This window comes from Streptomyces sp. NPDC051913 (assembly GCF_044593635.1).
GTDB lineage: Bacteria > Actinomycetota > Actinomycetes > Streptomycetales > Streptomycetaceae > Streptomyces.
The window spans coordinates 219,182-231,274 of record NZ_JBIUCI010000014.1; the positions used below are offsets into that span (position 1 = coordinate 219,182).

The following is a 12,093-nucleotide window of genomic DNA, read 5'->3' on the forward strand; positions in this document are numbered from 1 at the left end:
TTGGATGCCGTTGTCCCGTGAGCCAGGGGCCGGGCACGGGGGCAGCGGTCGTGCGGCGTCGTGGGCGGGCTGGCGGAGATGGGCGGCTTGGGGCGTGGCGGTCATCGGTGGGTGGCCTAGGTGTGGCGGGCGGGGCCCAGGAGTGTGTTGATGAGCTGTGCGGTCTCCTCCTCCAGAGGGCAGTTGAGGGTGCGGCGGATGTGCTGTATGCGGCTGATGGCGGTGCGGACACCGTGCCGGTTGCCGGCTGCTTCCTCGATCAAGATCCAGTCCCGGTAGAGGACTTCAGCTGTCTCGTCGATGTCGATGCCCCGGGCGACGGCCTGACGCGCCGTGTCGAGGTCCTGGTGTGGGCCGGGGCTCATGCGGTGGGTGGCGACGGCGTGGGCGACGTCGATGACGGCGGTGGACATTTCCTGCTGCAGGGGCTCGGCCCAGGGCATGGCTTTGCCGTCGAAGGGCGTGCCACGGACCAGAGCGAGGGCCGCCTCGAGCCGTTCGATGTGAACAACTGTGGTCCTCTCGTCCGAGGGCGGGGGCTGGGTGAGGTGCTGGAAGCGGGTCCAGTCGCAGGTGATGGCGGGGTGGAGGTGGTAGGGGTCGTCGCCGGCTTTTCGACGGGGAACGTAGGGCTTGCCGGTGGGGTCTTTGCCGAGGGCGGAGCGCAGGCCGTGGAGGCGGGAGTTGAGCGTGGTGCTGGACCAGGGGCGGGCTGGGTCCATGTCGTGGCAGAGGGTGTCGGCGCTGCGGCCGGGTTTGAAATACAGCAGTGCGGCGAGCTGGGCGATGCGGGGGCCGTGTCCGCCGGCATCGACGCCGTCGACCTCGACGGGGCCTAGTACCCGAATCTGAGGCGTATCGCGGTCGATGCCTGGACGCGTATGCGCCTTCTTTGACGCGTCCCTTCGGGCGGGCTGCCCAGGATCGGTGCCGAGCGCGGGGGTTTGTCCTGCGGATGCTCTGGCATCTGTTCGGGAATTCCGTGGGTGGGAGAGGGCTGGGTCGGTGCTGGTCGAGCGGAGTGCGGTGAGCAGGGCGGGGAACACGCCGCCGCCATCGCTCCTGCGGCCGTCATCGTGGGCCGTCGACGCGGCGGCCGAAGGCACGGCGGGTGCTGGCAAGTCGGCCGTCGGCGCTTGCTCGCTTTGGGCAGGGGCGTTGGCGCCGTGGTCCGCGCCGTTTTGCCCGGTGTTGTGTTCGATGCTGTGAGTGCGAGGCTGGGCCGTGTCTGCGTTCTGGAGTGCCGTGGTGATCTCATGGTAGGCGGCCGGAGTGAGGCGTTGGAGCGTGATGTGTGCGTCCAGGTGCTCGAAGTACTGCGTGTGGTGGACCGAGGCATCGAGGACGGGTGCGTGGGGGAAGTGGGCCGTTGTGGTGTGGGCGGGGGCTATCAGGGTGAGGGGGCGAGGGCTGTTCGTGGTGGTGAGGTCGGCGAAGCGTGAGGCGGAGTCGGTGTCGAGCGGGGCGGCGCACAGCACCACGAGCGGCGCTCGGTGGACGGCGGGTAACTGCTGCGCTTCCAGGAGCCGTTCATTCGCCTCGCGCAGGGCGTGAGGGGCGTCGGGCACGTGTGTCGCCTGTGAGGCGGGGAGCAGGCGGTCGAGGCCGGTGCCGCAACCGACGGCGATGAGATCGAGGCCGTCAGTCCAGGGGTTGGTGGCGATTTCGACGGCCAGGGCGGTGCACACTTCGCCGATGCGCTCAGGTGCGCCGTCGAGGAGTAGAGCGGGCAGCGAGGCGAGGTTCAGGAGCAGCAGTTCGTTGTTGTCGGTGGTGCCGAGGGTGACCAGGGCGAGGTAGGGGGCGGGTGCCTGGGCGGCCGTGTCCGCGTCGAGGAGGTCGGCGTCTTCCGGCAGCTCCCAGTGACCGTCGTCGCTGGCGGTGAAGGGTATGGGCGGCTCGGTGGTGGGGTCCTCGGTCAGGACCCGCACGCTGGTGGCGGCGATGAGTGCGCCGCGTATCGTCGGCAGGTTTGCGGGTTGCGGGAGTTGCGTGTCGTGGTGGGCCATGGTGCGCAGGGCCGCGTCCAGGAGCAGGACGCCCTCTGGGGCGTCCGCCGTGGGCGAGGAGTCCGTGGTCGGTGCTGTGTTCGTGTCCCTGCTGGTGCGGTGGCCGGCTTTCGATCGCTGGTGGGTTCTGCGCAGGGCGAGGGCGGCGGTGATGGCCGCGGTCAGGAGTGCGAGGGCGCCGATCAGGCTGTACATGCTCACCGCGTGATCGTTATCGGACGGAGCCGATTGGTGCGTGCTGGCGGGAGCGGGGGAAGAGGCGCTGGACGGTGTTGCCGATGCCGATGCCGATGCCGATGCCGATGCCGAGCTGGCGGTGTTGCTGGGCGAGACGGGTGCGGATGTCCTGGGGGAGCCATTGCCGGGCTCCTCGGCACCGCCGTCCTCCGGTGTGCGGGAGGCGTGCGGAGTGGCGGTGCTGTGGTCGGGGGGTGCGGCGTCTTGGTCGGTGATGACGTAGTTCAGGGCCAGTGGTGTGGAGTAGAAGTCGAGGATGCGCTCGGGAGCGAGGCGGGCGCCGGGGCGCAGCGCCAGGGAGGGTGTCGGGGACGGGGCGCCAGACTCGCTGCCGCTGCTGGCGGCGGCTGTGGGTGTGAGTTCTTTGCTTTCGCCGACAGCGCCGGCGAGTGCCAGCGAGAGGATCAGCATGCAAGCCGGGGCCAGGTACCGGGGCGTGAGATGCGCGTGGAGGGAGTCCATGCTGGCGCGCCTCATCGGGTGAGGGGGATGGTGGTGGTGTCGAACAGGGGCATTTGGAAGCCGACGCGGTCGGTGGTGGCGGGTGGTGCGGGGAACTGCATGAACACCTCCACCTTCTGGCGGGCTTTGAGGCGGGTCAGTCCGATGGTGGTCAGGGGGTTGCCGTCGGTGTCACGCAGCACGTAGTAGCGCTTGTGGTGGGTGAAGTCGATGAGGGTGGCGCCGGCCAGGGAGGGGCTGGTCTGGACGATCTTGTCCTCGGTGCCGCGTAGTTGGGCGGGCACGGTGACGGGGACGTCTGCCTCGTTGCGCAGGATGCCGCGCAAGGTGAGGTAGCCGCTCTGGTCGCGTTCGGCCGCGGTGAGTGCGAGGGTCAGGCTGGCGGGTCCGTCGAGTTCGGCTAACAGAGTTTTAGCCTGGCCGGTCTGTGCGCGGGGTGTACTGCTGCCGGAGGGGGTGTCGTCCGCTGTGGTGTGGGTGGGGGTGGGCTGGGTGTGGCCGGTTTGAGGGGTGGGTGGGGAGCCGGCGCAGTTGGCGGTGGTGAGGGTGAGTCCTGCCGTGATTGTCACGGCTAACAGGCGCCGGGTGAACCTGGTGGTGCCCAGGCTGGTCATGGGAGAGCTCGTCCTTTCGGCAGCAAGAGGGCGCGCGGTGAGGGTTTTGGGTCGCAGGCTGATCTGCGGGCCGGGAGTCGGCTGTGCGGCCCTGTGGTTAGGAGTGGGGGAGGGGTGTGGGCCAGACGGTGATGACGTCGCCGTCGAGGGTGACGTGGCGGCGGGGGAAGCGGTCGCGGACCAGGCGGAGGTCGTCGAGGCTGAAGTCGGCGAGGCCTTCGATGACGCAGGCACGGCCGATGTGGGTGACGGTCCGGGTGGACGGCGGCCACCCGTTTGAGCCCGCGGCATCGCCGGAGACCTCGCGAGCGCCGGCATTGAATGCTTCGTGACTGCGAACATTGTGTGTCGGACGGTGCATGTCTGTCTCCCTCAAGTGCAGTGTGGGGCAAGCGGGATGCGCGGCCGTGCATTGAGTGGCAGAAGTGAATCTATGGTTCGCGCACGCAAAGTGCAAGTGGTTTGGGTCGAGTTACGAACCTGCGACATTCGACAGGCCGACCTGACCACCCATCACAGTGGCGCCGACCCTGCGCGGTCACCACGCCTCGGCGGCAGAGAGTGGACTGCGCGTCCTGCAGCACTGCTGCGCCGAGAGGGACTTCACCCGTCAGGTGGTGAGAGGGCCGGTCTCGCGTGGGGCATCGGCCCGACAAAGTGCGGGGCGGGGGTGTGGTGCCCGAGGCGTGTGGTTCTGCGAGAGGTGTCGGGCGGGTGCCGGTCACTGGTATCCCTGGTCCTCCGTGCTGGGGCGTGCGGGGGGTGTGGTGGTCGCGTGCTGGGTGAGGAAGGCGACGACGCGGGCTTGTTGGGCTGCGGCGGTGGCGGTGAGTTCGGTCAGGGGGCGGGCGCGGGCGGTGGTGTGGGCCGCGGCTTCGAAGGCGTGGGTGTGGTGGGGGCGGGCCTGGTCGGCGAAGACGTCGTCGAGGTGGGGTCCGGTGAGGCGTAGGGGGCCGATGCGTCGTCCGTGGATGGTCAGGGTGGTGTAGTGCTCGAACCGGTCGAGTGCGGCGACTTCGTGGGGGGTGGGGGTGTCGCCCCATTCGGCGGTGATGGGGGCGATGGCGGCGGTGGAGCCGGCGGTGGAGGCGAGGGTGGAGGCGTTCTGGGTCAGCGACATCCGTACCGGTGCGGGCAGGCGGCCCAGGAGTTGGGTCATGCCGTGGACGCTGACGCGGTATTTGCGGAAGTCCTCGAACATGGCGGCGATGGTTTCCGGTGCGGCTCCGGTCAGGGTGATCAGTTCGTCGAAGTACAGCCGGAAGGGTCGTCGCTGGTGTTCGGGGGTGTCGCGGCGGGAGCGGACGGCGCGCAGCAGGTCGCGGGCGATGAGTGCGGTCAGGAGGCGGTCGGTGGGTCCGGTGCCGGCCGGGCAGATCCAGACGATGAGCTGGTTGTCCATGGCGGCGCGGCTGTTGTAGACGCCGGTGGGCTGGCCGAGGAAGGCGCGCGTTGTGGGGTGTGCGGTGAGCCGGGCGAGCGGGTTGAGAATGACGGCGAAGGCGTCGGTGGGCAGCGTGGGGAAGACGGTGTGCCACCACGCTCGGGTGTCCGGGTCGATCCGGTCGGCCGTGGCGGCCAGTGCGGCGGTGCGGAAGGCGGGGTCGGTGATCAGGGGGCGGATCTGGAAGAGGGTGGCCTGGTCCTCGGGCCGGCCGGCGTGGCAGGCCGTCTGGTTGAGGGTGGTCAGGACGGTGAGGGCGGCGGTGAGGATGGTCAGGGCGCGGGGTGCGGTGGCGTCGTCCCAGCCCAGGACGGAGGCGAAGGCGTCGGTGACCGCTTCGACGACCTCGTGCGGGGCCTGGCCGTGCTGCAGGGCCAGGGGATTCCAGGAACTGAGCTGAGGATCCGGTCCGACCGCGTTGAGGTCGATGAGGGCGATGCGTTGCATGACGTGGGGGTGGGCGAGGAAGGGGGCGGCGCGGGGCCAGGAGTCGCGGTGCGGGTCGAGGAACATCAGGGCGCCCCCGGCGTGGGCGTAGGCGATGGCCTGGGCGAGGGCGCGTTCGGTCTTGCCGCCGCCAGCTTTGCCGACCGCGCATTCGAAGAGGGTTTCCGCGGTGTGGGTGGCGACCAGGCGGCGGCGTCCGTCGGGATGCTGGTAGATGCCCTGGAGCAGCAGGTCGGGATCGCCGAAGCGGAAGGTGGGCAGGTCCGTCGGGAGCAGGGGCAGGCGGCAGCGTGTGGTGGGGGGTTTGAGCAGTCCGGTGATCTCTTCCAGGCGAACCCAGTTCGCCCGGGGCGGCCGGCACAGACCGAGACTCCAGCGCTGTTCGAAGCCGCGGCGGGTGGGCCAGTGGTCGGCGCCCAGGCGCCAGGGGCCGAGCCGCAGCCCGCGCATCGCCCAGCGGGAGCGGCCGCCGAACACGTCAAGGGCGGCCTGGAGTTGAGCGAGGCGGGCCTGCGCACGACCGGGGGTGTTGGAGGCGCACATCACCAGCAGCTGCACGCGCACCAGGTGGTCGTCGGCGGCGAGTTTTCCCAGCGCCTCCTCCCGCTCCACCCGCCGCGGCACCGGCGGCATCACCAGCCGCCTGCCCGCTGTCGTGTCGCGGCCGGTGACGAGGTGGCGGAGCTGGCTGGTGAGGGAGTCCTCGAGGCCGGCGGTGTCGTGGCGCAGCCAGCGTGCGGCCCGCTGTGCCTCGCGGCGTTCGGTGCGGCGGGCGGCACTCATCAGCTGGGCCCGTCGGGCGCGCAGCGCCCACTTGGGGGCGCGCTGGAGGTCGAGGCGGATCTCGGCCAGGTCGCCGAGTTCGGCGCGCAGGTCCGAGACCGCGTCGATGAGCGGCTGCAGCGGGTCCGGGTCCAGCGGGACTTCCCGCAGTGGTGCGGTGGGGGTGCCGCGCAGCACGAACTCGGCGCGCACCGTGTGCGTGCGCGGGCCGTCGTGGATGGGTCGGGCCCGCTGGACGGTGACGGCCGGTCCGAACGGGGTGATGGACAGCAGCCGTTGTCCGCCGGCCGGTCCCTCAACGCGGTAGCGCAGCGGCGTACTGCCATCAGCGCGCAGCCTGATCTGTACCGCCTTGGCCCGTCGCGGCACCCACCACGGCATGGCCGTGGACGCACGGGCGAGCTGGACACCGCGTCGGAAGATCTCCTCCAGACCGGGGTCGAAATGCCGGGTGGGTGCGAGTTCCAGGGCCATGCGCTCCGCGGATGCGCGTGCGGCGAGCCGGCGGATGAGCCACTCGGCCGCGCCCCAGATGCCGGCCACGGCCAGTACCGGCACCCACCAGTGCCCGAACAGCCAGCCCACGGCATCGACGGTTCCTGTCAGCAGGCCGTGTTGTGTGCTGACTGCCACGGTCGAGGGACCGGTCGGGTGGGTCAGGTGCGGGGCGGCTGCGGGGCCCATCCGGGTGCTCCCTTCGTGTGGGTGCGGGTGAAGTACCAGTCGCTGATGCGCAGGTCGGTGTAGGTGCCACCGCCGTCGGTGCCCGCCCACAGCAGATGCACCACCGCCCGGCCCGGGTGGTCGGCGCGGCGGGCGATCGCGGCCTGGATGCGGAAGCGTGGGGCAGCGAACGCCGGCGCGAGTCCTTGGTGGGTGTCGGGGAAGACTGTGGGCCACCGGGTGCGGCCGATGCCGGTGGTGTCCGCCCGCAGCAACGCGCGCCCTTCGGCGAGGAGTTCTCGTTCCTGGCCGGCGGGGAGATCGGCGGGCCAGGCCTTTTCGAGCGCGGCTTGGATGGCGCGGTCGCCGGCCAGACCTTCGCCGTGCGGTACCAGCCCCGCCGCGGAGCGGGCCGGTGGCGACGCTGTGGGCGTGGTGGCGGTGCTCGCGGCGGCAGACGGGCCGCCGGCAGGAGAAGCCGTCACCCCCGCGCGGCCCTCGGCCGCAACCGGCGGGCCGGTGGCCGTAGCGGACGGGACCGTCCTGGACCCGGATGGGTCCCTGGCCGCGGGGTGCGTGGATGTTGCAGTGGACGGTTGCTGGGCATGAGCCACGGCCAGCAGGGTGATACCGGCGATCACGAGAAGGAGGGCACTGAGCACCAGTAGTCGAGGTGAGCGCGGGGGCGGAGGCTGCGATCCGGCGTATCGTCCAATGCCCTGACAACCCGGAGTGTCCCGCGGCGCTCTGGCCGGGCTGCCGGTCGGATCGAGACGCGCACCTGCCGTCCTCATCCGGACAGGGCGCGAGCCGGTGCCGGGCGAAAGGCTCGCCGTGAACGGTGGGTCGGTTGTCTCTGCCATCGTGTGCCCCATGGGTGAGCTGGTTGAGCGGGTGGACGAGCAGGATGAGGTGCTGGGCGTGGTCGAGAGGGCGGAGGCGATTCGTCGCGGGTGGCTGCATCGGGTAGCGACGATCGTGTGCCGCGATGGGGAGGGCCGGTTCCTGGTGCACCGGCGTCCCGACGCTGTGGCGCTGTTTGCGGGACAGTTCAACTGGATGCTCGGGGGTGCGGTGAACGTGGCCGAGTCGTATGAGGAGGCTGCTGCGCGCGAGTTGGTGGAAGAAGTGGGTGTGCATACCCGTCCTCGTTTCCTGTTCAAGTTTTTGTGCCGGGGTGTGATCAGCCCGTACTGGCTCGCGGTGCATGAGGCCGTCCTCACCGGTCCCGTGCGGCCGGACCCGGCGGAAGTGGCCTGGCACGATTGGCTGACCGAGCCGGAACTTGCCGGGCTGGCCCGGCAGCGGGAGTTCGTGGCGGATGCGCGGGCGGCCTTCGACCGCTACCAGGTGCTGCCCGGGCGGGCGCCCGCGTGGTGAACTGCGGTGCCCGGTGGCGCATCGGTACGGGATCGCGTGCGGAGATGGTGGTCACAGCAGGCGGGCTCCTCCCGCGTAGCCGGACATGGCATCGACGGCGTCGAGGCGGACGACGGTGCCGGGACGGGCGGCGTTGATCATCTGCCCGCGGCCGAGGTAGAGGCCGACGTGATAGATCGTCGAATCCCGGCCGGGGGCGTAGGCGTAGAAGACAAGATCACCCGGCTTGAGCGCGCCTGTACCGAGACCGGCGGGGATGCGCTCGCCCACTGCTGCCTGTGCGGCCGCGGTGCGCGGCAGGCGGACGCCGGCCCGGGCGAAGGCGTACAGGGGCAGGCCCGAGCAGTCGAAGCCCTTGATGTGCGTACCGCTTTTGCCGCTGGGTGAGCAGCAGATCCCGTAGGAGGGACCCGTGGTGCTGCCGCCGCCCCACGAGTAGGGCACGCCCCGCTGGGAGAGCGCCGCCTCGATGACGGTGCGGACCGTGCCCGAAACACCGTTCAGACCCGGGCCGTTGGCGGCCTGCGCATACTGGTCGATCCATCCGAGGACGTTTGCCACGTACGCGGTGGAGTGGTTGTACTGGTAGATCGCCGCCTTGAGCTGGGCGCGCCTGGTCAGGTCGCGTCCGTCGCCGCACAGGTAGAGGGCGGCACCGAGCGCGGCGTCGTCGGCGTTGTGCGGATCAGCCACCTGGTCGCCGCTCGCGTCCCGGCCGATGCTCTGCCAGGTGGAGGGCAGGAACTGGAAGGGGCCAACAGCACGCTCCCCGCTCGCGGTGCCGTCCCAGCGGCCGCCATCAGTGTCGGGGAAAGAGGTGGTGTTGCCGCCGGCCCCGGATCCGTTGAGGAGCACGCCGTAGATGCGGGGGCGGATGTCGCCGCCCGCGGTGATGGTGTGGCCGGCGGCATGGTTGGACTCGACCTTCGCGATCCCGGCGAGGATCGGCCACCGCATGCCCCGGCATGTCGGTGCATGCCGGCCGGTCAGCTGCACGGCCTTTTTGTAGGCGGTGAGCATCCGGGCCGGGATGTCCGCCGCGCTGCCGCCCTCGGCGATCCCGTCCTCGGTTCCGGCGCCGGCCTGCAGTGCGAGGTAGGTGCTGGTCGCGCCCGAGAGGGGCGCGGTGCAGCAGACGGCTACGGACAGCAACAGCACCACCAGGCAGGCCCACCGTCCCAGGCGGCGTCGGCGGGGCCTCACTCGGGCTCACCGCCTTCATTCTCGCGGCGGGCGCGTTCTTCGTTACGCCGCATGATCCGCTGGATCATCTGCCGTGCCTGCTCCCGCGAAGCGGGCCCGGTGGCATCCGGCTGCATGGAGGGCCCGGAGGCACGTCCAGGACGCGCCCGGTGCGGTGCAGACGGCTCTGCGGGCGGGCCGGACTGTGGCGCGGGAGCGTTCGACGCACCGCCGGCAGACGGCCAGCCCGAGTGCCCGCGCCCGGCACCAGACCGAGTGGAGGGCTGGGCTGGCCCTGGTGCTCGCCCGCCTGCAGGAGGCCGACTTGCTGCCCGTGGCGCCCGGAGACCTTCCGCGCGGCGTCGGGCCTGTTCCCGGGTGAGCGGGACAGACGGATCCGCCACGTTGGCACCCGCAGGGTCTGCCGCAGATGGTGACGAGGGCGCTGCCGCGGCAGCGGGGCGAGTGGCGGTAGCGGTGCTGGGGGTGGTGGGTAGGCGGCGGGTGCGGGTGAAGGGGCCGGTGCCGCCGCGGTCGTCGAGGTGTTCGCGCGTGACCTGGGCGGTGTGCCGGCTCATGTCGCCCCAGGCGCGGCCGTCTTCGCGGCCGGTGTTGCCCCACACCCGCACCTGCTGGCGGGCGTCTTGGGAGTAGCGTGAACCGCCCTGCCTGGCCCGGCGGGTATTGGCCGGCAGGCCGACGGTGGCCCCGTACAGGATGCGGCCGCCGCGGTGCAGGATGCGGTATCCGCGGTAGCGGACGAGCCGGTTGTGGGCGCGGGTGGACAGCAGGGTGCGGTCACGGTTCTGGTCGTGCAGGACCTCGCCGGTGCGCTGGTCGATGATCTGTCCGTCGTTGTCTCGGTAGCGGTCCGGTGGCCCGCCCGGCCGCCGCGGCCCCCCATTCCCGCCCGTTCCCCCGCCTGCGTTTCCGCCGGGGTGTGTGTCGCCGTCGGCGGTGGGCTTTTGCCACTTGGCCAGCTTGTCCCGGTCCGGTCGGCGCCCGATCAGCAGCCAGTGCGCGCCCTTCGCCCCGAGCCTCGCCCCGGTCAGGCCGAGGCGGGCGCCGAGTCCGCCCGCTGCGGCGGCCGCGGTGATGGGGGCCAGCCCGCGTCCGGCTTCGGCGGTGGCGTCGGTGAGGATGCGGCCGGTGTCGATGGGCATGCCCGCCCCGTCGAACAACGAGGCGAGCGCGCCCATCAGGCGCTGGCGGGTGCCGAGCATCGCGAACCGGCCTCCGCCGCCGGTGAAGGCGCGCAGGCCGCCGCCGTAACCGCCCAGCGCCGCAGGGGAGTTCATGGCGAGGGCGGCGCCGAGTTCGGAGGTGTCGCCAGGCATGTGTGTCCCGCCGACCTTGGCGTGACGCATCCGCATGGCCATGCGCCGCCCGAAGGAGCTGATGCCGGTGAGCAGGCGGCGGTGCCCGGCCGCGCCGGCGATCGCCAGGACGTCGATGAGCAGGATCCGCTCGACCATCAGATCGGGGCCGTCGGTGACGGTGGCGTCCACGGCGATACCGAAGAACGGCACGAACGCGCAAATGCCGACCATGGCCAAGATGGCGATGCCCCAGATCGACAGCCACTTCCACACCGACTGCCGGGGCGGGCCGGGCAGCATGGCCGCGATGAACGTCATCGCCCCGCCGGCCGCTGCCGCGGCCCCGATGCCCTGGGTGCCCAGCAGCACGATCGCGCTGGACAGCAGCATGCCGCAGATGAAGAACGCCGCGATGAGCAGCAGGAACGCGCCGCCCACCCGCCACCAGGTCGGCTTCTCGGCGTAGGCGGCGCAGGCTTTGCCCACGTCCCCGGCGTTCTTGAGGTCTTCGATGAAGGCGGCGAACTGGCGTGCCTCGTCACTGAAGGCGGCACTGTCGATGTCCGCCAGCGACTGGCCCGGCGCGAGCCCGACATCGTCAGCGCCCTCGGGAAGGTCTTGATCAGCGCCGGTGGCATCGCGCTCGCAGTACTGCTTCGCAGGACCCTTGATCTTGGCGCAATAGTCCTTGCGTTCGGCGCTGACCGGCCCGCTGCCCGCCTTGTAGCCGCCGGTGATCCATTTCAGGTGGACGGCATAGGCCTTGCGGTCGGACGGTTGGGCGGGGTCGAGGATGCGCCCGTACTCCAGCAGCATGTACGGCTTGACGATCAGCGCGTTGGTGATCGAGTCCTGCAGCGGGCGGGCCACCTCCGTGGCCGCGATCGGAGCCTCGGCCTCCTCTTGAAGGCACTTGGCTTCCTGCGCGCCGGCCATACGGTCACAGGGGCTCAGGCTGGCGAGTTTGCCGCCCCAGTCGTAGGAGTTGACGCTCTCCTTGGCGACCTCGGCGGCCACTTGCTGCGACTGTCCGAGCGGTCCGTCAGGGGTGAGCAGGTAGTCGGGGCGGACGAACGCGGACGCGGCGAACGCAGCGATCGTCAGGGTGAGGAAGATTTCGCCCAAGCCGCGCCCGATGCGCCCCCGCACGATCATGAAGGCGGCGAAGATGAACGCCCACGCCAGCAGCAGCCCCTTCAATCCAAGTGTGTCGACGACCACGGTGTTGTAGGCGTCGGCGACCCGCTGCGCAGGCTTGATGAGGATGGCCAGCAGGGGGAAGCGGAAGGCGAGTTCTATCGCCCACCCGGCCAGCCCGACGAGCAACCGGATCACGGTGAACAGCCCGGACAGGGCGAACGCCAGGGACTGCGACTGGAAACTGAAGATCGAGCCGCCCTGGGCGCCCAGTTCGTAGCCGTCGATCGGTATGCCCTCGCTGGAGGTGATGTTCAGCGGCGACAGCAGATCTCCCGTGTCGCCGTCGCTGCTGGCCGCATACACGACCTGGGTGTTGACGACGACGAACACGACAGCCAGAACCACGACCGTGA

The 12,093-nt window shown here is 70.9% G+C and carries 9 protein-coding genes; 2 read left to right on the forward strand and 7 right to left on the reverse strand.

Features of this window, described 5'->3' with window-relative positions; genetic code table 11:
• Window positions 1-116 precede the first annotated feature (116 nt).
• Entirely contained in the window at window positions 117-2,210 is a 2,094-nt protein-coding gene (locus tag ACIHIX_RS34930) for a hypothetical protein (RefSeq protein ID WP_399963342.1), read from the reverse strand.
• Between the two features lie 34 nt (window positions 2,211-2,244).
• On the opposite strand from ACIHIX_RS34930, the gene ACIHIX_RS34935 reads away from it, so the two are divergent.
• Entirely contained in the window at window positions 2,245-2,469 is a 225-nt protein-coding gene (locus ACIHIX_RS34935; protein ID WP_399963344.1) for a hypothetical protein, read from the forward strand.
• Between the two features lie 250 nt (window positions 2,470-2,719).
• Here ACIHIX_RS34935 and ACIHIX_RS34940 read toward each other — a convergent pair whose 3' ends face one another.
• The 4 genes from ACIHIX_RS34940 to ACIHIX_RS34955 all read right to left on the reverse strand — a co-directional run bounded on the left by ACIHIX_RS34940 (window position 2,720) and on the right by ACIHIX_RS34955 (window position 7,144).
• Entirely contained in the window at window positions 2,720-3,322 is a 603-nt protein-coding gene (locus ACIHIX_RS34940) for a hypothetical protein (RefSeq protein WP_399963346.1), read from the reverse strand.
• A gap of 97 nt (window positions 3,323-3,419) precedes the next feature.
• Window positions 3,420-3,683 carry a hypothetical protein gene (locus ACIHIX_RS34945; protein WP_399963348.1) on the reverse strand — a complete coding sequence of 88 codons (264 nt, stop codon included), beginning with the start codon at window positions 3,681-3,683 and terminating at the stop codon, window positions 3,420-3,422.
• A 360-nt stretch (window positions 3,684-4,043) separates the two neighbouring features.
• Window positions 4,044-6,680, reverse strand: a complete 2,637-nt coding sequence (locus ACIHIX_RS34950; RefSeq protein ID WP_399963350.1) for an ATP/GTP-binding protein — start codon at window positions 6,678-6,680, stop codon at window positions 4,044-4,046.
• A complete protein-coding gene (locus ACIHIX_RS34955; protein WP_399963352.1) occupies window positions 6,653-7,144 on the reverse strand; it encodes a hypothetical protein in 492 nt (163 codons plus the stop codon). Before ACIHIX_RS34955 ends, ACIHIX_RS34950 begins: the two co-directional genes overlap by 28 nt.
• Before the next feature lie 388 nt (window positions 7,145-7,532).
• Here ACIHIX_RS34955 and ACIHIX_RS34960 point away from each other — a divergent pair, with 388 nt between their 5' ends.
• A complete protein-coding gene (locus tag ACIHIX_RS34960; RefSeq protein WP_399963354.1) occupies window positions 7,533-8,039 on the forward strand; it encodes an NUDIX hydrolase in 507 nt (168 codons plus the stop codon).
• Window positions 8,040-8,090: 51 nt separating this feature from the next.
• Here ACIHIX_RS34960 and ACIHIX_RS34965 read toward each other — a convergent pair whose 3' ends face one another.
• Together ACIHIX_RS34965 and ACIHIX_RS34970 are read right to left on the reverse strand one after the other, a co-directional pair.
• Entirely contained in the window at window positions 8,091-9,200 is a 1,110-nt protein-coding gene (locus ACIHIX_RS34965) for a C40 family peptidase (RefSeq protein ID WP_399963357.1), read from the reverse strand.
• Between the two features lie 38 nt (window positions 9,201-9,238).
• Window positions 9,239-12,070 carry a hypothetical protein gene (locus tag ACIHIX_RS34970; protein WP_399963359.1) on the reverse strand — a complete coding sequence of 944 codons (2,832 nt, stop codon included), beginning with the start codon at window positions 12,068-12,070 and terminating at the stop codon, window positions 9,239-9,241.
• Between the last annotated feature and the right edge of the window lie 23 nt (window positions 12,071-12,093).